Origin of the sequence: Spirillospora sp. NPDC029432 (assembly GCF_040703975.1) — a bacterium.
Lineage (GTDB): Bacteria > Actinomycetota > Actinomycetes > Streptosporangiales > Streptosporangiaceae > Spirillospora.
Map to the genome: position 1 here is coordinate 22,695 of NZ_JBEZWH010000058.1, position 21,321 is coordinate 44,015.

The following is a 21,321-nucleotide window of genomic DNA, read 5'->3' on the forward strand; positions in this document are numbered from 1 at the left end:
CATTTAAGAGGATGCCCTCCCCCCGTTTCCGGCGTACTTTGATGGCGGTATGGAAGGAGCGGCCATGCAGGACCTTCCCACTCGCATCCCCGGAGAACATCTGGAACTCTGGACATCTGAGGAACAGCATCTCGCCATCCGCAAGGCGGCCGAACTCGTGGGCTGGACGGTCACGCAGTACATACTCTCGGCCGCCCTCGACAGGGCCGAGCGGGACCTGTACTGGCACGCCGCCACCCGCCCCCGCGAGGAGGGCGAATCCGTCGAACCCTACGTCGCCCTCGTCACCGCCCTGGGCTGACGAGGGCCCGTCCCAGACGCTCCGCGTACTCCCCCGCCTCCGCCTCGGAGGCGTACTTGTGGCGCGGCCAGAAGAACCCGCGCAGCCCGTCCTTGCGGTTGCGCGGGACCACATGGACGTGCAGGTGGGGCACGCTCTGGCTGATCCGGTTGTTCATCGCCACGAACGACCCCGCGGCCCCGAGCACCGACTCCATCGCGCCCGCCAGCCGCCGCGCGTGCGCGAAGTACGGCCCGAGCATCTCCTCCGGCAGATCGTTCAGCGTCTCGAAATGCGTCCGCGGCACCAGGAGCACATGCCCCTTGAACAGCGGCCGCGCGTCCAGGAAGGCCACCGCGTCGGGAGCGTCCAGCACCAGATGAGCGGGCCGCTCACCCTTGACGATCTCGCAGAAGACGCACCCCTCGGAGTCGCTCATACGCCGCATTGTCCCACCCGTCTAACGGCCTCCTTACACCGTTCCGGCTAACCTCCGGTTCTCGTGCACCTGGAACGCGTCTCCTTCCGCTACCACCACCGTGCGCCGTGGGTGCTGCGGGACGTCACCCTCTCCCTGCCCGCCGGCCGCGTGACCGAGGTGACCGGCCGCAACGGCGCCGGCAAGTCCACGTTCCTGCGGCTCCTGGCGGGCCTGCGCGTCCCGCGCCACGGCCGGATCACCGGCCGCCCGGCCAACGTCGGCTACGCACCCGAGCGCTTCCCGACCGACCAGCCGTTCACGGTCCGCAACTACCTCGGCCACATGGCCGCGATGCGGAAGGCGCCCCGCGCCGCCATCGCGCCCTGGGCCGAGCGGCTCGCGTTCGACCATCTGATGGACACGCGCCTCGCCGAGCTCTCCAAGGGCAGCGCCCAGAAGGTCGGCCTGGCCCAGGCCCTCCTCTCCGCCCCCGACCTGCTGATCCTGGACGAGCCGTTCTCCGGGCTGGACGCCGCCACCCGCGACTCCCTCCCCGCCCTGATCACCGAGCAGACCGCCCGGGGCACCACGGTCGTCGTCAGCGACCACCAGCGCTGCCTGGAGGCCATGCCCGCCCTGACCCGGGTCCACATCAACGGCAGAAGCGCCACCCTCGTCTCCCCGCCCGCGGAACCCGAGACGGACGAGCCCGCCCCCGCTGGGCAGGCCCAGGCGGCGCCCGGAAGCGAGCCGATCCCCGCCGGGGCGGCCCTGGCGGAGCCCGCGGCCGCCGGCGACGGCTGGACGGTGCTGGAAGTGGTCGTGCGCGCCGACGAGGCGGACCAGGTGGCCGGGAAGCTGCGCGCCGACGGCTACGACGTGCGGGATCCCGCATGATCGCGCTGGTCCGTTTCCAGATCTCGGGATACCTGCGCTCCTTCCGCGTCCTGCAACCGCTGATCGTGGTGCTCCTCCTCGTCTCCCTGGTGCTCCTCCAGGGCACCGACGACGCCGGCCTGGCCGCCGGCGCCCTCGGCGACGTCCCCGCGTTCCTGTTCGCCATCTGGGCCTGGACCGCCCGCGCCCTGCTCGACACCCAGCCGGACGACCAGCGGGCCCTGTCGGCCCTGACCACCCGCCGCCACGCCGCCGCCGGGCTCCTGGCGGCGTACACGGTCAACCTGGCCCTCGGCGCCGTCGCCGCGGCCGTCCCCCTCGGGCAGGCGATCGCGACCGGCGTGTCCGGACCCGCGATCGCGTCCGGCGTCGGCCTCCTCCTCCTGGTCGCCCTGGCCGGCACCGTCCTCGGCGCCCTGACCTCCCGCGTGCTCATCCCGGACCCGGGCATCTCCCTGATCACGCTCATCACCGGCGTCGCCGCCGCCCTCCTGCTCAGCATGAGCCCGCTCCGCTGGATCGCCGTGCCGATGGTCGACTGGCTCCGCGCCGCCCACGACGGCCCCGCCGAACTCGCCGCCGCCTTCCCCGGTGTGGCCCTCCACCTGGCCGCCTGGACGGCCGTCCTCGCCGCGCTCTACCTCACCCTGCGACGCACCCGCACCTGACCCTCAATGCGCGCGGGGCCGGGCGCGGAGTGCGCTTCAGGTGGCCTGGAGGGTCATCCAGGTGGTCTCCAGGGGTTCGCCGACCCGGGTGGAGAAGTAGAGGCGGCCAGGGTCGCCCCAGTGCCGGTCGAGGCGGTCGTCTGAGTCGAGCTGGAGCAGCAGGCGCCATTCCTCGCCGGCGGTCAGGCTCTGCTCGGGGGTGAGCGGGGCGTCCGGGGGCAGGCCGGACGAGGCGCGGTGGCAGTCGGGGCCGAGGGGGCGCTGGATCAGGGCGGGCCAGCCGCCGAGCTGGTGGACGGGGGTCGCGTCGGGCCAGACGTGCTGCCGCCAGGCCGCGTGGAGCTGCTCGTACACGGGCAGGGTGCCGCTGAAGCGCGCCTCGACGCGCTGCAGGAGCGGCTCCTGCGGGGCGGGCAGGGAGAGGAACGTCTCGGCGTCCAGGGCCACGTCGGGGACGGGCTCGCGGTCGGTCTTCTGGAGATCGCCGTGGAAGACGCGCCAGGCTCCACGGTGGGACAGGGCGTCGCCCCAGGGGCGCGGAGGGCCCGCCGCGTAGTAGAAGGCGGCCGTCCCTTCGCGGGGCAGGCCCGGGACCTCGGGGACCAGGCCGAAATCGACCGAGCCCAGGTAGTCGAGGGGACGGCCCTGCCAGGACGGCCAGGGCTCGCCGGGTGGGAGGAGCGGGGCGCCGCCGAACCGGACCGCGCCCGCGCCGCCGGCGGTGAGCCGGAGCGCGGGCCGGGCCAGCGGGAGCAGCGCCGCGGTGACCTCGGGAGCGAAGAACACGCCGAACAGGGAACGCAGCCGCCGCGGCTGCGCGTCGAAGTGATCCATGTCACTCAGCGTTCCCTGACCGGGCGCCGGCTGCCAGACCCCAATCAAGATCTGTGGATAACTACCGGCGTTCGAGCGCGGCGGCGAGCTGGACGAGGAAGCGGTCGACCTCGCCCTCGTCGTATCCGGGACCGATCCGCACCGAACGGAAGCGGCATTCGCGGACGTCACGGGCGGTCACCGGCGGCGCCATGCCGCGCAGCCCCGCGACCACCCGGTCGAGGAAGGCGTCGACGTCGCGGACGTCGTAGCCGGTGCGGAGGCCGGCTCCGGCGAAGCGCGCGTTCTGGATCCAGCCGGCCAGCCAGCCGGAGTGCACGCGCGGGCGGCCGGGGCGGCGGCCGATCGGGGCGGCGGCCTGCAGCTCGCGGATCGTCTCCTGGAGCAGCTCGTCCACGGCCCGCTGCTCGTAGCCGCGCAGCACCACGTCGAAGCGGATCCCGCGCAGGTCGTCGGCGGTCAGGCCCCATTGGCCGTAGCGCAGCGTCGCGTCGACGCGCTCCAATAACGCGTCGACCTGGGCGCGGTCGTAGCCGCGCAATGCCACCGGCAGACGCGTCTCCGTCTTCACCGGCCCTCCCCTTAGGACTCCTCGGTGGCGGCGGCCAGCTGGCCGCAGGCGCCGTCGATCTCCCTCCCCCGGGTGTCGCGGACGGTGACCGGCACCCCGTGGGACTCCAGCCGCCGGACGAACTCGCGCTCGTCCTGGGGCCGGGACGCCGTCCACTTGGACCCCGGCGTGGGATTCAACGGGATCAGATTGACGTGTACGAGGTGGCCGCGCAAGAGCCGGCCCAGAAGATCGGCCCGCCAGGCCTGGTCGTTGACGTCCTTGATCAGGGCGTACTCGATCGAGACCCGGCGGCCGCTGCGCTCGGCGTACGCCCAGGCCGCGTCCAGGACCTCGCCCACCTTCCACCGGTTGTTGATCGGCACCAGCTCGTCGCGCAGCTCGTCGTCGGGCGCGTGCAGGGAGACCGCGAGGCGCACGGACATGTCCTCGGCGGCCAGCTTCTCGATCGCCGGCACCAGGCCGACGGTGGAGACCGTGACCGACCGCTGGGAGATGCCCAGCCCGGCCGGGGCCGGGTCGGTGATCCGGCGCACGGCGCCGAGCACGGCCTTGTAGTTGGCCAGCGGCTCGCCCATGCCCATGAAGACGATGTTGGAGACCCGGCCCGGACCGCCCGGGATCCGGCCGCGGGCCATCGCGCGGGCACCGGCGGCGACCTGCTCGACGATCTCCGCGGTGGACAGGTTGCGGGTCAGCCCGGCCTGGCCGGTGGCGCAGAACGGGCAGTTCATCCCGCAGCCGGCCTGGGACGACACGCACATCGTGGCCCGGTCGGGGTAGCGCATCAGGACCGACTCGAACAGGACGCCGTCGAACGCCTTCCAGACAGTCTTCAGCGTCTTGCCGCCGTCGCAGTCCAGCTCGCGCACCGGCGTGATCAAGGACGGCAGCAGCTCGGCGGCGAGGCGCTCGCGCAGCGCGGCCGGGAGGTCGGTCATCTGCGCCGGGTCGTCGGCCAGGCGGGAGAAGTAGTGGCGGGAGAGCTGGTCGGCCCGGAACGGCTTCTCGCCGAGCTCGGCCACCGCCTCCCGGCGCTCGGCCGCGCTGAGGTCGGCGAGATGGCGCGGCGGCTTGGCCCGGCGCGGAGCGGCGAAGACCAGCTTCGGAGGGGTCTTCGCGGCGGACGGTTCGGCGGTAGCAGACATGGTCCTTCCAGTGTGGCAAACGTGCGGCGATGCCTGGACCGGACCGCCGGCCCGGAGCGCCGGACCGAGCCGCTGGAACGCCCCGTGCGGGCGGGCCCTCTCGCTGTACAGTTCCGATCATGTCGGTTTTGCGCAAGGGGTCCGCCGCGGGCCGGGGTCCGGGCGGCCCGGGCAAGGGCGGCGCGGGCCCCGCGGCCACGGGCGCGGGCGCCACGGTCATCCGTACCGAGGCGAGCCCGTACGGGAGCCGCCGCCTCGTGATCGAGACCGACGGCGCCGCCAGCGCGGCATACCTCCTGGACTCCCGCGACCGCGTCGTCGGGGCCTGCTGGCTCGCCAACCACCGGCCCGCCCCCGCCGCGCCCGACCAGGGCCGGCTGGACGGCGGCCGCGCACCGCTCCTGCCCGCCTCCCACGTACGGCACCCGGAGGGGCGCCCAGCCCTTGACGGGGACGCCCTAGAGGTCGTGTGGTTCGAGGAGGGGGACGGGGTGGCCGTCCTGGAAGCGGGCGAGCCCCTGTGCGTCATCCCCGGCTGGTCCGACATCGGCCGCGGGATCCCCGGCTACAGCAGGGACGCCACGGACCAGAGCCCGTTCGCGTTCCCGCTCGACGACGAGGCCGAGGAGTTCGGCCCGCGCGTCGGCCGCGCCCGCGACCACTGGAAGGTCTGCGACGCGGACGGGTCCTGGGCCGACTTCCAGCAATCCGTACTGGGCCATCTGCTGCAGCGGCTCGGCCCTGGTGGCCACTACTGGCACGACGTAGGGCGGCAGCTGCCGGGAGGCAATGGCGCGCCCTCGCCCGTCGTGGGGGTCACCGAACGTCCCGCACGCGGGGACCGCGGGTTCACCGTCCTGAGCACGGTCGGCATGAGCCGCCAGAGGATGCCGACGGTCGAGCTGTACGAGGACGACGTCGCCCCTTACAGCAGGATCGAGCTCGCGGTGGCCACGACCCTGCCGAGCCAGCGCGCCGGGAGCATCTTCCCCTGGCTGGCGCAGTACCCGTGGAGGGTCGTGACGTGGTTCGCGGCGGGCGACGTGGTCAAGTGGTACCACGACGCCCACACGTTCCCGCTCAACACCGGAGAGGCGTCCTGGGAGGGCGTCCTGCTCCTCGACGACCCCAGCCGCCTCGACGGGCCCGTCGTCCCCGGCCTGACCGGGCTGTCGACCGAGGGAGACCCGGTGCGGTGGCTGTGGCTGGTGCCCATCACGGACGAGGAGCACCGCTACGCCAAGAACGAGGGCTCGGACGCGCTCGTCAGGCGCCTCGCCCAGCAGAACCGCTCGTGGGTCGTCTCCTGAGCCGGGCCGGCCGGGCCGCAGGCCGACGGGCCTAGGCCCCTCAGGGCCCCTCAGGCCGAGGGGACGAAGACCTCCAGCAGGAGCCACACGACCGGAGCGGTCGCGACCAGCGAGTCGAGGCGGTCCATCACGCCGCCGTGCTCGGGGAGCAGGGTGCCCATGTCCTTGATGCCGAGGTCGCGCTTGAGCATCGACTCGATCAGGTCGCCGATGGTGGCGGTGACCACCGCGGCGGCGCCGATCACGACCCCGTGCCAGACCTGGCCGTCGTCCAGCAGCCACCACATCAGCGCGGCACCGACGAGCATGCAGGTCAGCGCGGACCCGGTGACGCCCTCCCAGGTCTTCTTCGGGCTGATCGACGGCGCCAGCTTGTGCCGGCCGAGGAACGTTCCGGCGAAATATCCGCCGATGTCGCTCGCGACGGTGACCGCGATGAAGATGACGATCCGGTGGTCGCCGTCGTCGGGCGCCATCAGCAGCGCCACGATCCCGCCCATGAGGATCAGGTAGCCGGCCGCGAACACGGCGGCCGCGACGTCCCGGACGTACCCCTCGGCGGGCCCGTCGGCCATCCGCCAGACCAGCACGGTCAGCACGATCAGCGACAGCGCCGCGACCAGGGCCTCCGGGCCCCACACGTACGCGGCGACGGGGGCGGCGACCATGCCGGCCCCGAGCGGGATCAGCGGGATCCGGATCTCCCGCGTCCCGAACGCCCCGGCCAGCTCGCGCATGCCGAGGAACAGGAAGACCACCATGACCGCGAGGAAGATCTCCTTGCGGGTGTACAGCGAGACCAGCGTCAGCGCGCCCAGGCCGACACCGACGCCCACCGCGATGGGCAGGTTGCGGCCGCCGCGTTTCATGCCCGCCTCCTCGGCCGCCACGGACGGAGGGACCGGGGCGGCGGACTCCATGGGGGGCTCGGAGGGGGGCTCGGCGGAGGGCTCGGCCGGGGCCGCCGCGGGCTCCGCGGGGTCGATGGGGGGCGGGCCGGGCTCGGCGGCCCCGCCGGAGACGGGGCCGGGAGCCTGCGGCTCACCCGGGGAGCCCTCGGGCTCCCCGGTCATGTCGACTCTCATCAAACTTCGAGGAGTTCGGCCTTCTTGTGCTCGAGAAGCTCGTCGATCTGCGCCGTGTAGCGGTGCGTGACGTCGTCGAGCTCTTTCTCGGCACGCCGGACCTCGTCCTCGCCGGCCTCGCCGTCCTTGGCCATCTTGTCGAGGGTCTCCTTGGCCCGCCGCCGGATGTTGCGGATGGAGATCTTGCTGTCCTCCGCCTTACCGCCCGCGACCTTGATGAACTCCTTGCGGCGCTCCTCCGACAGCTCGGGGAACACGACCCGGATGACGTTGCCGTCGTTGGTCGGGTTCACGCCGAGGTCGCTGTCGCGGATGGCCTTCTCGACCGCCTGCATGGACGACTTGTCGAAGACCTGCACGATGACCATCCGCGGCTCGGGCAGGGTGAACGACGCCAGCTGGTTGATCGGCGTCGGCGTCCCGTAGTACTCCGCGGTGATCTTGTTGAACATTGCGGGGGTGACCCGGCCCGTGCGGATGGCCTGGAAGTCCTCCTTGGCGACCGCGACCGCCTTCTCCATCTTCTCCTCGGCCTCGAGGAGGGTCTCGTCGATCACTTCGACTCCCATGTCATCAGAGCGGCCCTCGTCCCTGCTGATCCGGACCGCGAAGGGGGATCAGCCGTCCGCCGGGTTGACCAGGGTGCCGATCTTCTCACCCCGGACGGCCCGGACGATGTTGCCCTGTCCCATGAGGTCGAAGACCACGATGGGAAGCGCGTTGTCCATGCAAAGGCTGATGGCCGTGGCGTCCATGACCTTCAGGCCTCGTTGTAGGACTTCACCGTAATCCAAACGGTCGAACTTCACCGCGTCAGGATTCTTGCGCGGATCGGCGTCGTACACGCCGTCCACCTGAGTCGCCTTCAGGACGGCCTCCGCGCCGATCTCCAGCGCGCGCTGCGCGGCGGTGGTGTCGGTGGAGAAGAACGGCTGGCCCAGGCCCGCGCCGAAGATCACCACGCGGCCCTTCTCCAGGTGCCGGATGGCGCGGCGCGGGATGTACGGCTCGGCGACCTGGCTCATGGTGATCGCGGTCTGCACCCGGGTGTCGAGACCGAGCTTCTCCAGGAAGTCCTGCAGCGCCAGGCAGTTGATCACGGTGCCGATCATGCCCATGTAGTCGCCGCGGCCGCGGTCCATGCCGCGCTCGGCCAGGGCCGCGCCGCGGAACATGTTGCCGCCGCCGCACACGACCGCCACCTGCACGCCGTCCCGGACGGCCTCGGCGATCCCCTCGGCGACATGCTGGACGATCTCCGGGTCGATGCCCAGCGGGTCGCGCCCGGCGAAGGCCTCGCCCGAGAGCTTCAGCAGCACCCGCTTCCAGCCCGTACGGGGCGCGTGCCGCGCCGGCGACGCGGCCGCCGTCGGATCACTGGTCTTTGGCTCCGGCACGTCGGCGGCCTCCTCGTTCGGCGTCTGGTGAAATCGTCGGATCCCTGTCTTTCCAGGATGCCCCAGGCGGGCGCGTCCGACCCTACGCCCTGCCCCGGCCATGCCACGCGGGAATCGTGGACGCGGCCCGAAGCCTCCCGAAAACGGCCCCGTTCGTGGGAACGGGGCCGTTCCGTGGCGTACGGACGACGCGGGCCGCGGGGGCCTGGGCCAGGAGGCGAAGCCTGGATCAGGCCTGCCCGACCTTGAAGCGGGCGAAGCGGACGACCTTCACCCCGGCCTCGTCGAGCACCTTGGCGATGGTCTTCTTGTTGTCCTTGACGAACGCCTGCTCCAGCAGCACGAAGTCGCGGAAGTAGGCGTTGACCCGGCCCTCGACGATCTTCGGGATGGCCTGCTCGGGCTTGCCCTCGTCGCGGGTGAGCTGCTCGGCGAGCGCCCGCTCCTTCTCGATCGCCTCGGCGGGGATCTCGTCGCGGGTGAGGTACTTGGGGGCCATCGCGGCGATCTGCTGCGCGATGTCCTTCGCGACCTCGGCGTTCGCGGTGTCCAGCTCGACCAGCACGCCGTTGGTCGGCGGCAGGGACGGGTCGGACTTGTGCAGGTAGCTGGCCACGTACTCGCCCTTGAAGTGGGCGTAGCGGCGCAGCTCCAGCTTCTCGCCGATCTTGGCGCTGTTCTCCTCGATCAGGGCCTGGACGGTCTTGCCCGGCTCGATCTCGGCGCCCAGCAGCGCGGGCGCGTCGGCGGCGCCGCTGCCCAGCGCGAACTCGACCAGCCGGTCGGCCAGCTCGATGAACTGCGCGTTCTTGGCGACGAAGTCGGTCTCGCAGTTGAGTTCGAGGAGCGCGCCCTCGTTCTGGCCGTTGAAACGCTCGGTGACCAGGCCGTTGGCGGCGGTGCGCTCGGCGCGCTTGCCCACGTCCTTGGCGCCCTTGAGGCGCAGCAGCTCGACCGCCTTCTCGAAGTCGCCTTCGGCCTCGGTCAGCGCGTTCTTGCAGGCCATCATGCCGGAGCCGGTCAGCTCGCGAAGCCGCTTGACGTCAGCGGCGGTGAAGTTCGCCATCGTTCTCTTCGTCTCTGTGGTGGTCGGGACGTCTGATGGAGGAAAAGGAGGGACGGCCGCGGCCCCGGGACCGCGCGGCGGCGGTCCCGGGGCACCGGCTTCGTCAGCTCTGCGAGGCGTTCTGGTCTTCCTTGGCCTCGGCGGGGGCCTCCGCCGGAGCCTCGGCGGGCGCCTCGGCCGGAGCCTCGGCGGCCTCGGCCGCGGGGGCCTCGGCGGCGGGGGTCTCCTCGGCGGCGGGCTGCTCGCCCTCGGCCTTGGCGGCCTCGCCGGCGGCCTGCTCCTTGTTCTCCAGCAGCTCGCGCTCCCACTCGGCCAGCGGCTCGGCCGCGGACGCGCCGCCCTCGGCCGGCTTCTCGTCCCCGCCGGAGGCGGCGCCGGCGCGGGCGATGAGCCCGTCGGCGACCGCGTCGGCGACCACGCGGGTCAGCAGGCTGACGCTGCGGATCGCGTCGTCGTTGCCCGGGATCGGGTAGTCGACCTCGTCCGGGTCGCAGTTGGTGTCGAGGATCGCCACGACCGGGATGCCGAGCTTCTTCGCCTCGTTGACGGCGATGTGCTCCTTCTTGGTGTCCACGATCCAGACGGCGCTGGGCACCTTGGCCATGTCGCGGATACCGCCGAGGGTGCGCTCCAGCTTGTCCTTCTCGCGGCGCAGCCCGAGCAGCTCCTTCTTGGTCATCCCGGAGCCGGCGACGTCGTCGTAGTTGATCTCCTCCAGCTCCTTGAGCCGGGTGAGGCGCTTGTGCACCGTGGAGAAGTTGGTGAGCATGCCGCCCAGCCAGCGCTGGTTGACGTACGGCATGCCGACCCGGGTGGCCTGCTCGGAGATGGCCTCCTGGGCCTGCTTCTTAGTGCCGACGAACAGGATCGTGCCGCCGTGGGCGACGGTCGCCTTGACGAACTCGTACGCGCGGTCGATGTAGGACAGCGACTGCTGCAGGTCGATGATGTAGATGCCGTTGCGCTCGGTGAAGATGAAGCGCTTCATCTTCGGGTTCCACCGGCGGGTCTGGTGGCCGAAGTGAACGCCGCTCTCGAGCAGTTGCCGCATGGTGACGACGGGTGCCATTGCCCGTGTTCTCCTTCTCCGGCCCTTTAGAGGGCCACGTTTGGTTGTCTGCCTGCGCCCGGACACAACCCCGCCGTCATCGGTATGACGGACCGAGGGGTTGCGCCCCACCGTGCGAAGCAAGTGGCTCGCGGACGCATGAATTCGGTCGCGACGGGCGCGACCGCCGACCCGGGACCGTTCCCCGGGCCTGAGGCCTGTCCGCTCGGCGAAGGAGCGGCTTCTCGATCGCCCGGCCACGCCGGCCGGTTGATCGACGGCCAAGCCCTGACCGGTGTCCATTCGGGCACCCGCCTAGGTTATCAGGGCCCGGCAGCACCCGGGAAACGATGGATCGGGCGGTTATCCACAGTTGCCGGAACCCCTGTCGCGGCCGCCCGCCGGTTCCGCAGACTGCCGCTATGACGTTGCTCACACTGCTTCTGGCCTGCACCGTTTCGGCCGCTCCCACGGCCGCCCCAGCGCCCGATCCGGGGACGTGGCGCTGGCCGTTAGGGCCGCCCGCCCCCGAGGTCGTCAGGCCGTTCAGCCCGCCCGCCACGCCCTGGGGGCCGGGGCACCGCGGCGTCGATCTGGCCGCCGCGGCGGGCCGGCCCGTCTACGCCGCCGCCTCCGGCCGCGTCTCGTACGCGGGCCGCGTGGCCGGCCGCGGGACCATCGCGATCACGCACGGCGCCCTGCGTACGACGTACCTTCCCGTACGCCCCGCCGTCCGGAAGGGCCACGACGTGAGCGCGGGCTCCCGCATAGGCACGGTCGAGCCGTCCGCCCATTGCCCCGCTCCATGCCTGCATTGGGGCCTGCTGAAGGGGCGCACGTACCTGGACCCGCTCAGCATGGTCCGTCCCCGCGTACGCCTGCTCCCCCACTGGGCCGCGCCGGAGCCGTCCCCGCCCGCTTCCCCCGCCCTGCGGATCAGCCTGCGGGATGCCACGACGGCCAGTGGAGGGGCGCTGGCGGGGATGATGTTCGCGTTCACGCTGGCGTCCCTGTGGCGCCACGGCCGCTCCCGGCGGCCGCCGCCGCCCGGGGTGGTCGACCTGGCCAGGGAACGCCGCCTCCGCCGAGCCCGCTAGCCGGGAGGCGTGGCCGCCGCCGGGCCTACTCCGCTCCGCGGGGGTGGGCCTGGCGGTGCACCTGCCGGAGGCGTTCCGGGGACACGTGCGTGTAGATCTGGGTGCTCTGCAAGGACGCGTGCCCGAGGATCTCCTGCACGCTCCGCAGGTCCGCGCCGCCCTCCAGGAGGTGCGTGGCGGCGCTGTGCCGCAGTCCGTGCGGGCCGAGATCCGGCATGTCCCCGACCTCGGCGATGCGCGCGTGCACGATCCGGCGCGCGCTCGTGGGATGCAGCCGCCCGCCCCGCGCACCCAGGAAGAGCGCCGGGCCGCTGTGCTCGTTCGCGAGCCCCGGCCGTCCCGCCCGCAGCCAGTCCCCGACCGCCCGGGCCGCGGGCTCGCCGATGGGGACGACGCGCTCCCTGTTCCCCTTGCCGAGGACCCGTACGGTCCCGCGCCCGCCGTCCAGGTCGTCGATGTCCAGCCCGCACAGCTCGCTGACGCGCACGCCCGTCCCGTACAGGACCTCCAGTACCGCGAGATCGCGCAGCCCGATCGGCCCGTCGACCTCCATCCGGTCGAGCAGGCGGCCCGCCGCGTCCTGGTCGAGCACCGCCGGCAGCTCCCTGTGCCGCTTGGGCGTCCCCAGCAGCGGCCCCGGATCGTGCTCCAGCACCCCGCACCGGCACAGGTAGGCCGTGAACGCCCGCGCCGCCGCCGTCCGCCGGGCCAGCGTCGCCCGCGCCCGCCCGCTCGCGTGCTGCCGCGCCAGCCACCCTCGCAGGACCCCTACGTCGAGCCCCTCGGCGCTGCCGACCCCTGCCTCCTCCGCGTACCGGCAGAGATCCCGCAGATCCCCGATATAGGCCCGCCGCGTGTGAACGGAGAGGTCCCGCTCGGCCCGCAGATGCCTCGCGAACCCCGCCAGCGCCTCCTCCAGCCCGGCGCCAACCCCCCGTTCGGCCGCCGCACCGGCCCCCGGAGCCCCGAAGGCGGCCTCGCCAAGACCACCGGCCTCGCCAAGACCATCGGCGCCGCCGCCGTGTTCCGCCGCCGGACGCTCATCCGACCGCCGCACCTCCGAGTCGCCACCGCTCACCAGACACCTCCTCCATCGCACTCCATCGCACTCCATCGCACTCCATCGCACCGATCGACCACCAGTGTCGCCCCTGGCCCCGCCGCACCGGCGGAGGCGGCGGCAGGCGTCCAGCGCGATGCCCGCGCACTCCGTCCGGTGATCGTCAACCGGAGACCGACGGTCGCGGCTCGCACACTCAGAGTTATCCACAGAACGTGGTTCCACTTACGTGCCGGACGGGGGTCCGGGAGCGTCGTGGGTGGAGGTGAGGGCCTTTGAACAGCAACAGGAGGCTCGGGGAGCGCGGGGAGCGAGCCGCCGCCGCCTATCTCGCCGAGCTCGGGTGGACCGTTCTCGAACGCAACTGGCGCTGCCGGGAGGGCGAGATCGACATCGTCGCCCACGACGGGTTGCGGCACGTGGTCTGCGAGGTCAAGACGCGCAGCTCCACCGACTACGGCGATCCGCTGGAGGCGATCACGCCGGAGAAGGCCGTGCGGTTACGGCGGCTGGCCTGGCGCTGGGCGAGCGAGCACGGGGTGCCGGGCGCGAACGTCGGCGTCGACGTCCTGGGCCTGGTCACCGACCGGGACGGCTTCACGATCGAGCACATGAGGGAGGTGTGCTGAGTGGCGCTCGCCAGAACGCGCTCGGTCTCGCTGGTCGGGGTGGAGGGGAACGTCGTCGACGTGGAGGCCGCGATCACCAGCGGGGTGCCGGGGCTGCACCTCGTCGGGCTGCCCGACGCCGCGCTGAGCGAGGCGCGCGACCGGGTGCGCGCGGCGGTCTACAACTCGGGCGAGGACTGGCCCAACAGGCACGTCACGGTGTCGCTCTTCCCGGCGAGCATGCCCAAACGCGGATCGATCTTCGACGTGGCCATCGCGGTGGCCTTGATGGCCGCGGCCGAGGCCGTTCCCCCGGCGTCCTGCGCGGGGCTGGTGCTGGTCGGCGAGCTGGGGCTGGACGGGCGGATCCGGGCCGTCCCGGGGGTGCTGCCCGCCGTGCTCTCGGCCGCGAACGCCGGCTGCCGCACGGTGGTCGTCCCCCGCGCCAACAGCGCCGAGGCGGAGCTGGTCCCCGGCATGGAGGTGATCACGGCCGGCACGCTGCGGGGGCTGCTGTGCCTGCTGCGAGACGAGCCGCCTCCTCCCGAGGAACCCGAGGCCGGCCCGCCCGCGGTGCCGCGCGCGACCGACGGGCTGACGCTGCGCGGCCAGGACCGGGGCGGCGAGCTCGATCTGGCGGACGTGCGCGGCCAGGCCGAGGCCAGGCGGGCACTGGAGATCAGCGCCGCCGGCGGGCACCATCTCTTCTACTCGGGGCCTCCGGGCTGCGGGAAGACGATGCTCGCCGAACGGCTGCCCACCCTGCTGCCGCCCCTGGAGCCGGACGACGCGCTGGAGGTCACCGCGATCCATTCGGTGGCCGGGACGCTGCCGCACGGGCAGCCGCTGATCACGCGGGCGCCGTTCTTCGCGCCCCACCACACCGCGTCCAGGGCCGCGATGGTCGGCGGCGGCTCGGGCCGCGTGATCCAGCCCGGGGCGGTCTCGCTCGCCCACCGCGGCATCCTGTTCCTCGACGAGGCCCCCGAGTTCCAGGCGGGCGTCCTGGACGCCCTGCGGCAGCCGCTGGAAGAGGGCGAGGTGCGGATCTCCCGGTCGGAGGGCAGCACCCGCTTCCCGGCCCGGTTCACGCTGGTGCTGGCCGCCAACCCGTGCCCGTGCGCGGCGGCCAAGCAGATCAACTGCTCCTGCGCGCCCAACGTCCGGCGCAGGTACCTCAGCAAGATCTCCGGCCCGCTGCTCGACCGGATCGACCTCAAGCTGGAGCTCTCCCCCGCCAGCCGCGCCGAGCTCCGCTACGACCTGGAGTTCGCCGAGACGAGCGAGGTCGTCGCCGAGCGGGTGCTGGAGGCCCGCGACCGCACGCTCAAGCGCCTCGCCGGCACGCCCTGGCGGTGCAACTCCGAGATCCCGGGGCCCGACCTGCGCCGCCGGTTCACGCCACCGTCGGAGGCGATGCGGGCCGCCGACGACGCCCTGCAGAACGGCTCGCTCAGCGCCCGCGGCTTCGACCGCATCCTGCGGGTCGCCTGGACGATCGCCGACCTGGCCGGCCGCGACCGTCCCGCCGAGGACGACGTGGGCGGCGCCCTCGCCCTCTGGACCGGGAGGAGAACATGACCACCGCCGAGCACGCCGCCCGGGCGGCGCTGTGCGCCGTCGCCGAGCCGGGCGACGCCTTCCTCAACCGCGTCATCGACGAGGCCGGCGCCGCGGCCGCCCTCGCCGCCGTCCGCGACGGCCGCCTCCCGGCCGGACCGGTCGTCACCGAGGGCGAGCGGCAGCGCCTGGAGCGCTGGCGGGTCCGGCTGCGCTCGGCCTCGCCGGAGGAGGACCTGGCCGTCTGCGAGCGGCTCGGCATCCGGCTGGTGTGCCCCGGCGAGCCCGAATGGCCGACCACGCTCGACGATCTCGGCCCGGCCCGGCCGTACGCGCTCTGGCTGCGCGGCCCGGCCGACCTCCGCAACTCCTGCCTGCGCTCGGTGGCGGTGGTCGGCTCCCGCGCCGCCTCCCCGTACGGCCTGCGGGTGGCCGCCGAGCTGGGCGCCGAGCTGGCCGAGCGCGGCTGGACGGTGATCTCGGGCGGCGCGCTGGGGATCGACGCCGCCGCCCACCGCGGCGCCCTGGCCGCCGACGGCCCGACCGTGGCGGTGTTCGCGAACGGGGTGGACGTCCCCTACCCCGCCGCCCACGACGGGCTCTTCGCGGAGATGGCGCGGTGCGCGCTGCTGGTGAGCGAGTCGCCGCCGGGCACGCACCCGCAGCGGCGCCGCTTCCTCGTACGGAACCGCGTCATCGCGGCCCTGTCCCGGGGCACGCTGATCGTCGAGGCGGAGCTGCGCAGCGGGGCGCTCAACACCGCCGCGTGGGCCCGCCGGCTCGGGCGGGCGCTGATGGCGGTGCCCGGCCCGGTCGACTCCCGCTCGTCGGCGGGCTGCCTGCGGCTGCTGCGCGAGGACCCCGCCGCGACCCTGGTCACCCGTACCGAGGAGGTGATCGAGATGGTGGGGCGGATCGGGACCGACCTGGCGCCCCGGCCCGCCGCGCCCGTCCTGCCCCGCGACCGCCTCGATCCGGCGACGCTCGCCGTGCTGGAGGCCTTCCCGGCCCGCGGCGCCGCGGGCCCCGCCCAGCTGGCCGCCACCGCCGGCGCCGACCTGCCCACCGTCAACGGCAAGCTCGGGCTGCTGTCCGCGGCGGGCTTCATCGAACGCGACGCGGGCGGCTGGCGGCTCACCCGGGAGGCGCGATCGCGCGACTACTGATCGGGCAGCTCGAAGTCGCTCTTGGCGAGTTCCTCGACGTTCACGTCCTTGAACGTGACGACACGGACGTTCTTCACGAACCTCGCGGGCCTGTACATGTCCCAGACCCACGCGTCCTGCATCGTGACCTCGAAGAAGACCTCGCCGTTGTCGGTGCCGCGCACCTGGAGGTCGACCGAGTTGGTGAGGTAGAACCTCCGCTCGGTCTCGACCACGTAGGTGAACAGCCCGACGACGTCCCGGTACTCGCGATAGAGCTGCAGCTCCATCTCGGTCTCGTACTTCTCGAGATCCTCGGCGCTCACGCGGGTGCCCCTTCCGTCCGGCCGTCACCGGGGATCACGAGATCGTCCCCGGCCTCATCCCCCAAGGCCACGTCCCCATTCTTGCGCAAGGCCCGCCCGACATTGACGAAGGAGAACCGATGCTCGGAACACGGCCCGTGCGCGGCCAGCGCCGCCGAGTGATCGCGGGTCACGTACCCCTTGTGCACGTCGAATCCGTACTCCGGGTACCGCTCGTGCAGCTCCACCATGATCCGGTCCCTGGTCACCTTGGCCACGATCGACGCCGCCGCCACGCACGCCGCGACCTGGTCCCCCTTGATCACGTTCAGCGCCGGGACGCCCAGCCCCGGCACCGCGAACCCGTCGCTCAGCACGTACTCCGGCCGCCGCTCCAGCGCCGCCAGCGCCCGCCGCATGCCCGTGATGTTGCAGCGGTGCACGCCGATCCGGTCGATGTCATGGCACGGCACCACGATCGCGCTCCAGGTCTCCGCCCGCTCGACGATCTCCACGTACAGGTCCTCCCGCCGGGCCGGGGTCAGCAGCTTGGAGTCCGCGAGCCCGGCGATCCGGCCGCGCCGCCCGTCCGGCAGGATCACCGCGCCGATCACCAGGGGTCCCGCGCACGCGCCCCGCCCCGCCTCGTCCACACCCGCGACCGGCGTGAACCCGGCATGCTCCAGCACGCGCTCGTAGGCGTACAGCCCCGCGTCGCGCCGCGGCGTGAACCGAAGTGGACGACCTCTCATTCTCCGCAGCGTACGTCGCCCAACCCCGTCAAGGCGCCGCGATTCCCCCGTTAACCCCGTCCTGACTCCCGCACGCCCCCACGACCACGCCTTTCACCGCCCCGCGTAACCATCACCACACCCCCACCCGCCCTGTTCGGCAGTTCCGGTGTCCGGGTGTTCAGGTATCCGGGTGTTCAGGTGTCCGGGTGTTCAGGTGTTCGGGTGAACGGTGGGTCAGCGCTGGTGGCGGTGGCGCAGGCGGCGGGTCAGGTAGGTGATGGGGACGGCGCCTATCAGGCCCAGGGCCATGGGGGTGGCGGGCAGGAGGGCCGAGGCGGCGCTCAGGGCCGGCTGCTCGAAGGTCTTGGGGATCGGGAGAGTGCCGAGGCGGTCGAGCGGCCAGACGATCACGAAGGCGCGGCCGATCACGCGGCTGACGGGGATGGTGCCGCCGCCCGGGTCGCCGCGGTGCGAGCGGGAGTCGTACGAGAGTTCGCGGTGGTCGCCCATCACCCAGAGCTGGCCGGGCTTGACGGTGACCTCGAAGGGGTCGTTGGACGGCTTGTTGCGCTCACCGGTGGCGGGATCGGTGAACAGGTACGAGTCCTCGTCCAGCGGGGTGCCGTTGACGGTGACGCGGCCCTTGGCGTCGCAGCACTTGACCTTGTCGCCGGGGATGCCGATGACCCGCTTGATGTAGTCCTTCTCGTTGGGCGCCACGCCGAAGGCGCCGCCGATGGCGCGCAGGACCTTGGAGACGGGGTTGCCGGGCTCCTGGACCTCGACCTCGGGGTCCCAGGAGTCCAGGCCGTTGAAGACGATGATGTCGCCGCGCTTGACGTCCCGCGTATGGTAAACGATCTTGTTGACTAGGACGCGGTCGCCGATCTGGAGGGTGTTCTCCATCGAGCCCGACGGGATGTAGAACGCCTGGACGGCGAACGCCTTGATCACCAGGGCGAGGACCAGCGCGACCCCGATGAGGATCGGGAGTTCCTTCCAGAACGACCCCTGCTTCTTGCGCCCGTCTCCGTCGGAGGGATCCGGTTCCGGGGACACGGCCTTCTCTTCTTCGGGCACCGCGCCCTCGGCTTCGGAACGCACGTTTCTCCGATCGTCCTCGTCTTCCATCAAGGCGAAAGCCTATCGGCGCCGGGGCCACGGCACCGCGTACCGGGCCGTGTCGCCCGAAGGCGGGCCACTCTCCACCATGACGAACCATCCCGGAACGGGCAACGCCCCGGTCACCGCAGAGGGTTCCCGGGGCGTCGGACGCGCTGGACTCAGAAGTCGCGCTTCTCCTTGATGCGGGCCGCCTTGCCGCGCAGGTTGCGCAGGTAGTACAGCTTGGCGCGGCGGACGTCACCGCGGGTGACGACCTCGATCTTCTCGATCGACGGGCTGTTGAGCGGGAAGGTCCGCTCGACGCCGACGCTGTAGCTGACCTTGCGGACGGTGAAGGTCTCGCGGGCGCCGCCGCCCTGGCGCCGGATCACCACGCCCTGGAAGACCTGGATACGGCTGCGGTTGCCCTCGGTGACACGGACGTGCACCTTGAGCGTGTCGCCCGGACGGAAGTCCGGGACGTCGGCGCGCATCGCGGCCTTCTCGATCTCCTGGATCAGGGTGTGCATGAGAGCGGTTCCTCGCAGGTGAGACGCGGGCGTCGAGAGGCCCCGGACAGACCGTGCAGGGGGGCGTCGCGCCGCGCGAGATGGATCTTCGAAGTCTGGGCACCGTGCGGCTGCGCACACGGTGACGCTCTAGTGTGCCATATGTTCGCCGTCAACCGGAAAACCGGCCTCCCGCAGCACCTCGCGATCACGCTTGTCGAGCGTGCCCGGGTCCAGCCGGGAGAGGAGTTCGGGGCGGTTCCTGGCGGTGCGGCGGAGGGCCTCGTCCCGGCGCCAGCGGGCGATCGCCCCGTGGTTGCCGGACAGCAGGACGTCCGGTACGGACCGTTCCCGCCAGACCGGCGGCTTGGTGTAGACGGGCCCTTCGAGCAGGGACTCCATGGCCCCGGGCGCGAACGAGTCGTCGGCCACGGAGTCGGCGTTGCCGAGCACGCCGGGCAGCAGCCGGCCGACGGCCTCCACCATGACCAGGACGGCCACCTCACCGCCGGCGAGCACGAAGTCGCCGAGGCTGACCTCGTCCACCGGCATCCGGGCGCGGGCCTCCTCGGCGACGCGGGAGTCGATGCCCTCGTACCGGCCGCAGGCGAACACCAGCCACTCCTCGGCCGCCAGCTCGGCGGCCATGGCCTGGGTGAACGGGCGCCCGCTCGGAGTGGGGACGATCAGCCGCGGCGCCGGGCCGGCCTCCGGCGCGATGGTGTCGAGGACCTCACCCCACGGCTCGGGCTTCATCACCATGCCGGGACCCCCGCCGTAGGGGGTGTCGTCGACCGTGCGATGCCGGTCGTGGGTCCACTCCCGCAGGTCGTGCACGTGCACGTCGAGCAGGCCGGTACGGCGGGCCTTGCCCAGCAGCGAGACGTCCAGCGGGGCGAAGTAGTCGGGGAAGATCGTGACGATGTCGAGTCTCATGGCGTTCCGTCGGGGCGGGACCGGCCGGATCTCACAGATCGAGTCCGGGCGGGGGGTCGATCACCAGCCGCCCGCCGGGCACGTCCACCTCGGGGACCAGCGCGGCGACGAACGGCACCAGCGCCTCGCCGCCGGCGGCACGGCGGATCACCAGCAGGTCCTGGCCGGTGTGCCGGATCTCGGCGACCGCGCCGATCTCGGTCCCGTCGACGGTGACGACGGTGAGCCCGACCAGCTCCTGGTCGTGGAACTCGTCGGGGTCGTCGGAGGCGGGGATGTCCTCGGGGTCGACGACCAGCCACGTGCCGCGGAGTTCCTCCGCGGCGTCGCGGTCGCCGACCCCGGTGAAGCGCACGAGCAGGCGGCCCGAGTGCATGCGGGTCCGCTCGACCGTCAGCGGACCGGCCGCCGCGGGCTCGGTGGCGAGCTCGGCGCCCGCGGCGAACCGGAGATCCGGATCGTCGGTGCGGACGTCGATGGTGAGCTCACCGCGGATCCCGTGCGGCCGGCCGATCCGGCCGACCACGAGCCGATCGCCCGGCCCGCGTGGCCGCATGGTCAGCGGACCTCGTTGACGTCGAGCAGGTCGACGCGCACGTACCGGCCCCCGGAAAGGGCGCTGATGACCGTGCGCAGGGCCTTGGCGGTACGCCCGCTACGGCCGATGACCTTGCCGAGGTCCTCGGGGTGCACGCGCACCTCCAGGACCCGGCCGCCCCTGATCCTGCGGGCCCGCACCCGGACGTCGTCCGGGTGCTCGACGATCCCGCGCACCAGGTGCTCGAGCGCTTCTTCGAGCACGGTCAGCCCTCGCTCTTAGCTTCGGTGTTCTCGTCGGCCTTGGCGCCTTCGTCCTCGCCCTTGGCCTTCTTCGGCTCGGCCTTCTTCTTGGCCTTGGTCGCGGTCGCGGGGGTGTCGGCGTCGCCCATGGACTCCTTCACCGCGGACTCGAACACGGCCTTCTTGTCGGCCTTGGGCTCGGCCACCTTGAGGGTGCCCTCGGCACCGGGCTCGCCCTTGAACTTCTGCCAGTCGCCAGTGATCTTGAGGAGGTTGAGCACCGGGTCGGTCGGCTGCGCGCCGACGCTCAGCCAGTGCTGCGCGCGCTCAGAGTCGATCTCGATGCGCGAGGGCTCCTCCTTGGGGTGGTAGAGCCCGATCTCCTCGATGGCCCGGCCGTCACGCTTGGTGCGGGCATCGGCGACGACGATCCGGTACTGCGGGTTCCGGATCTTCCCCAGACGCTTAAGCTTGATCTTGACTGCCACGGGTGTGGTGTTCTCCAGACTGATTACAGGTGAGCGGGCCTTACCAGGTGGGGACACCGGTGACCGGCCGCTCGATGGACTCCGGCCGCGCAGGACGAGAGAGGGCGCCTGGCAGGTTCCGGGGTTTCCAGCCTGCCATTCTGCCAGACGTTCCCGGGAAAAGCGCAATCACCCGGGGACACGCGTCCGCGCCGCCCTTGACAGGCCCGGTCAACGGCGACAACCCCGACAATCCCCGCCGCCGGGCACGCGGTCCCGCCCCACCGGCCC

General features: G+C 72.4%; 26 protein-coding genes. 8 read left to right on the top strand and 18 right to left on the bottom strand.

The genetic code is table 11. The features are described from left to right. Window positions 1-64: 64 nt before the first annotated feature. Window positions 65-301: a DUF1778 domain-containing protein gene (locus tag AB0881_RS32175; RefSeq protein ID WP_366623023.1), complete on the top strand. Its 237-nt coding sequence runs from the start codon at window positions 65-67 to the stop codon at window positions 299-301. On the opposite strand, the gene AB0881_RS32180 is transcribed toward AB0881_RS32175, so the two are convergent. Next, window positions 285-719: an HIT family protein gene (locus AB0881_RS32180; RefSeq protein WP_366623025.1), complete on the bottom strand. Its 435-nt coding sequence runs from the start codon at window positions 717-719 to the stop codon at window positions 285-287. The genes AB0881_RS32175 and AB0881_RS32180 overlap by 17 nt on opposite strands. A 63-nt stretch (window positions 720-782) precedes the next feature. On the opposite strand from AB0881_RS32180, the gene AB0881_RS32185 reads away from it, so the two are divergent. Together AB0881_RS32185 and AB0881_RS32190 are read left to right on the top strand one after the other, a co-directional pair. Then, window positions 783-1,598, top strand: coding sequence for an ATP-binding cassette domain-containing protein (locus tag AB0881_RS32185; protein WP_366623027.1), 816 nt, complete (start codon window positions 783-785; stop codon window positions 1,596-1,598). After that, window positions 1,595-2,266: a hypothetical protein gene (locus AB0881_RS32190; protein WP_366623029.1), complete on the top strand. Its 672-nt coding sequence runs from the start codon at window positions 1,595-1,597 to the stop codon at window positions 2,264-2,266. The genes AB0881_RS32185 and AB0881_RS32190 overlap by 4 nt, the downstream gene beginning before the upstream one ends. Window positions 2,267-2,302: 36 nt before the next feature. Here the strand turns inward: AB0881_RS32190 and AB0881_RS32195 are convergent, their stop codons facing one another. The 3 genes from AB0881_RS32195 to rlmN form a co-directional block, all read right to left on the bottom strand. Then, entirely contained in the window at window positions 2,303-3,100 is a 798-nt protein-coding gene (locus AB0881_RS32195; RefSeq protein WP_366623031.1) for a YwqG family protein, read from the bottom strand. 61 nt (window positions 3,101-3,161) lie between these two features. After that, entirely contained in the window at window positions 3,162-3,671 is a 510-nt protein-coding gene (locus AB0881_RS32200) for a DivIVA domain-containing protein (RefSeq protein ID WP_366623033.1), read from the bottom strand. A gap of 11 nt (window positions 3,672-3,682) precedes the next feature. After that, complete coding sequence (gene rlmN, locus AB0881_RS32205) at window positions 3,683-4,819, bottom strand: 23S rRNA (adenine(2503)-C(2))-methyltransferase RlmN (RefSeq protein WP_366623035.1); 1,137 nt, start codon at window positions 4,817-4,819, stop codon at window positions 3,683-3,685. Window positions 4,820-4,938: 119 nt separating this feature from the next. Between rlmN and AB0881_RS32210 the strand changes: the two genes are divergently transcribed. Further along, entirely contained in the window at window positions 4,939-6,129 is a 1,191-nt protein-coding gene (locus AB0881_RS32210) for a suppressor of fused domain protein (RefSeq protein WP_366623037.1), read from the top strand. A 50-nt stretch (window positions 6,130-6,179) separates the two neighbouring features. On the opposite strand, the gene AB0881_RS32215 is transcribed toward AB0881_RS32210, so the two are convergent. From AB0881_RS32215 to rpsB, 5 genes are all read right to left on the bottom strand, one after another. Beyond that, window positions 6,180-7,202 carry a phosphatidate cytidylyltransferase gene (locus tag AB0881_RS32215; protein ID WP_366623039.1) on the bottom strand — a complete coding sequence of 341 codons (1,023 nt, stop codon included), beginning with the start codon at window positions 7,200-7,202 and terminating at the stop codon, window positions 6,180-6,182. 11 nt (window positions 7,203-7,213) lie between these two features. Continuing rightward, a complete protein-coding gene (gene frr / locus AB0881_RS32220; protein WP_366623071.1) occupies window positions 7,214-7,771 on the bottom strand; it encodes a ribosome recycling factor in 558 nt (185 codons plus the stop codon). 60 nt (window positions 7,772-7,831) lie between these two features. Then, on the bottom strand, window positions 7,832-8,611 hold the full coding sequence (gene pyrH / locus AB0881_RS32225; RefSeq protein WP_366623040.1) for a UMP kinase: 780 nt from the start codon (window positions 8,609-8,611) through the stop codon (window positions 7,832-7,834). A gap of 229 nt (window positions 8,612-8,840) precedes the next feature. Next, on the bottom strand, window positions 8,841-9,677 hold the full coding sequence (gene tsf / locus AB0881_RS32230; protein ID WP_366623042.1) for a translation elongation factor Ts: 837 nt from the start codon (window positions 9,675-9,677) through the stop codon (window positions 8,841-8,843). Window positions 9,678-9,780: 103 nt separating this feature from the next. Continuing rightward, on the bottom strand, window positions 9,781-10,746 hold the full coding sequence (gene rpsB / locus AB0881_RS32235; RefSeq protein WP_366623044.1) for a 30S ribosomal protein S2: 966 nt from the start codon (window positions 10,744-10,746) through the stop codon (window positions 9,781-9,783). Between the two features lie 401 nt (window positions 10,747-11,147). On the opposite strand from rpsB, the gene AB0881_RS32240 reads away from it, so the two are divergent. Then, window positions 11,148-11,822: a M23 family metallopeptidase gene (locus AB0881_RS32240; RefSeq protein ID WP_366623046.1), complete on the top strand. Its 675-nt coding sequence runs from the start codon at window positions 11,148-11,150 to the stop codon at window positions 11,820-11,822. A gap of 25 nt (window positions 11,823-11,847) precedes the next feature. Here the strand turns inward: AB0881_RS32240 and AB0881_RS32245 are convergent, their stop codons facing one another. Further along, window positions 11,848-12,741, bottom strand: a complete 894-nt coding sequence (locus AB0881_RS32245; RefSeq protein WP_366623073.1) for a tyrosine recombinase XerC — start codon at window positions 12,739-12,741, stop codon at window positions 11,848-11,850. Window positions 12,742-13,157: 416 nt separating this feature from the next. Between AB0881_RS32245 and AB0881_RS32250 the strand changes: the two genes are divergently transcribed. The 3 genes from AB0881_RS32250 to dprA are packed head-to-tail and all read left to right on the top strand — an operon-like array spanning window position 13,158 to window position 16,216. Further along, entirely contained in the window at window positions 13,158-13,511 is a 354-nt protein-coding gene (locus AB0881_RS32250; protein ID WP_366623048.1) for a YraN family protein, read from the top strand. Continuing rightward, complete coding sequence (locus tag AB0881_RS32255) at window positions 13,512-15,071, top strand: YifB family Mg chelatase-like AAA ATPase (protein WP_366623050.1); 1,560 nt, start codon at window positions 13,512-13,514, stop codon at window positions 15,069-15,071. It begins immediately after the preceding gene. Beyond that, the gene (gene dprA / locus AB0881_RS32260; RefSeq protein ID WP_366623052.1) at window positions 15,068-16,216 is read left to right on the top strand and encodes a DNA-processing protein DprA; all 1,149 of its coding nucleotides are present in this window, start codon (window positions 15,068-15,070) and stop codon (window positions 16,214-16,216) included. The genes AB0881_RS32255 and dprA overlap by 4 nt, the downstream gene beginning before the upstream one ends. On the opposite strand, the gene AB0881_RS32265 is transcribed toward dprA, so the two are convergent. The 8 genes from AB0881_RS32265 to rpsP all read right to left on the bottom strand — a co-directional run bounded on the left by AB0881_RS32265 (window position 16,210) and on the right by rpsP (window position 21,051). Next, the gene (locus AB0881_RS32265; RefSeq protein WP_366623054.1) at window positions 16,210-16,521 is read right to left on the bottom strand and encodes a DUF2469 domain-containing protein; all 312 of its coding nucleotides are present in this window, start codon (window positions 16,519-16,521) and stop codon (window positions 16,210-16,212) included. The two genes, dprA and AB0881_RS32265, sit on opposite strands and share 7 nt — an antisense overlap. Continuing rightward, window positions 16,518-17,252, bottom strand: a complete 735-nt coding sequence (locus AB0881_RS32270) for a ribonuclease HII (RefSeq protein ID WP_366623055.1) — start codon at window positions 17,250-17,252, stop codon at window positions 16,518-16,520. Before AB0881_RS32270 ends, AB0881_RS32265 begins: the two co-directional genes overlap by 4 nt. Window positions 17,253-17,468: 216 nt before the next feature. Next, window positions 17,469-18,338, bottom strand: coding sequence for a signal peptidase I (gene lepB / locus AB0881_RS32275; RefSeq protein ID WP_366623057.1), 870 nt, complete (start codon window positions 18,336-18,338; stop codon window positions 17,469-17,471). Between the two features lie 179 nt (window positions 18,339-18,517). Continuing rightward, a complete protein-coding gene (gene rplS / locus AB0881_RS32280) occupies window positions 18,518-18,868 on the bottom strand; it encodes a 50S ribosomal protein L19 (RefSeq protein ID WP_030164333.1) in 351 nt (116 codons plus the stop codon). A 129-nt stretch (window positions 18,869-18,997) separates the two neighbouring features. Next, window positions 18,998-19,783 carry a tRNA (guanosine(37)-N1)-methyltransferase TrmD gene (gene trmD / locus AB0881_RS32285; RefSeq protein WP_366623059.1) on the bottom strand — a complete coding sequence of 262 codons (786 nt, stop codon included), beginning with the start codon at window positions 19,781-19,783 and terminating at the stop codon, window positions 18,998-19,000. 31 nt (window positions 19,784-19,814) lie between these two features. Further along, window positions 19,815-20,339: a ribosome maturation factor RimM gene (gene rimM / locus AB0881_RS32290; RefSeq protein ID WP_366623061.1), complete on the bottom strand. Its 525-nt coding sequence runs from the start codon at window positions 20,337-20,339 to the stop codon at window positions 19,815-19,817. A gap of 2 nt (window positions 20,340-20,341) precedes the next feature. Further along, window positions 20,342-20,584: an RNA-binding protein gene (locus AB0881_RS32295; RefSeq protein ID WP_151568089.1), complete on the bottom strand. Its 243-nt coding sequence runs from the start codon at window positions 20,582-20,584 to the stop codon at window positions 20,342-20,344. Between the two features lie 2 nt (window positions 20,585-20,586). After that, entirely contained in the window at window positions 20,587-21,051 is a 465-nt protein-coding gene (gene rpsP, locus AB0881_RS32300; RefSeq protein WP_366623064.1) for a 30S ribosomal protein S16, read from the bottom strand. Between the last annotated feature and the right edge of the window lie 270 nt (window positions 21,052-21,321).

What these genes read in the sequence shown, in the direction of transcription:
- rpsB (WP_366623044.1), bottom strand. Translation starts at nt 10,746, where the DNA reads ATGGCACCCGTCGTCACCATGCGGCAACTGCTCGAGAGCGGCGTTCAC.
- rplS (WP_030164333.1), bottom strand. Translation starts at nt 18,868, where the DNA reads ATGCACACCCTGATCCAGGAGATCGAGAAGGCCGCGATGCGCGCCGAC.
- tsf (WP_366623042.1), bottom strand. Translation starts at nt 9,677, where the DNA reads ATGGCGAACTTCACCGCCGCTGACGTCAAGCGGCTTCGCGAGCTGACC.
- AB0881_RS32175 (WP_366623023.1), top strand. Translation starts at nt 65, where the DNA reads ATGCAGGACCTTCCCACTCGCATCCCCGGAGAACATCTGGAACTCTGG.
- AB0881_RS32210 (WP_366623037.1), top strand. Translation starts at nt 4,939, where the DNA reads ATGTCGGTTTTGCGCAAGGGGTCCGCCGCGGGCCGGGGTCCGGGCGGC.
- AB0881_RS32215 (WP_366623039.1), bottom strand. Translation starts at nt 7,202, where the DNA reads ATGACCGGGGAGCCCGAGGGCTCCCCGGGTGAGCCGCAGGCTCCCGGC.
- trmD (WP_366623059.1), bottom strand. Translation starts at nt 19,783, where the DNA reads ATGAGACTCGACATCGTCACGATCTTCCCCGACTACTTCGCCCCGCTG.
- AB0881_RS32270 (WP_366623055.1), bottom strand. Translation starts at nt 17,252, where the DNA reads ATGAGAGGTCGTCCACTTCGGTTCACGCCGCGGCGCGACGCGGGGCTG.
- rimM (WP_366623061.1), bottom strand. Translation starts at nt 20,339, where the DNA reads ATGCGGCCACGCGGGCCGGGCGATCGGCTCGTGGTCGGCCGGATCGGC.
- AB0881_RS32180 (WP_366623025.1), bottom strand. Translation starts at nt 719, where the DNA reads ATGAGCGACTCCGAGGGGTGCGTCTTCTGCGAGATCGTCAAGGGTGAG.
- AB0881_RS32240 (WP_366623046.1), top strand. Translation starts at nt 11,148, where the DNA reads ATGACGTTGCTCACACTGCTTCTGGCCTGCACCGTTTCGGCCGCTCCC.
- AB0881_RS32195 (WP_366623031.1), bottom strand. Translation starts at nt 3,100, where the DNA reads ATGGATCACTTCGACGCGCAGCCGCGGCGGCTGCGTTCCCTGTTCGGC.
- AB0881_RS32190 (WP_366623029.1), top strand. Translation starts at nt 1,595, where the DNA reads ATGATCGCGCTGGTCCGTTTCCAGATCTCGGGATACCTGCGCTCCTTC.
- rlmN (WP_366623035.1), bottom strand. Translation starts at nt 4,819, where the DNA reads ATGTCTGCTACCGCCGAACCGTCCGCCGCGAAGACCCCTCCGAAGCTG.
- dprA (WP_366623052.1), top strand. Translation starts at nt 15,068, where the DNA reads ATGACCACCGCCGAGCACGCCGCCCGGGCGGCGCTGTGCGCCGTCGCC.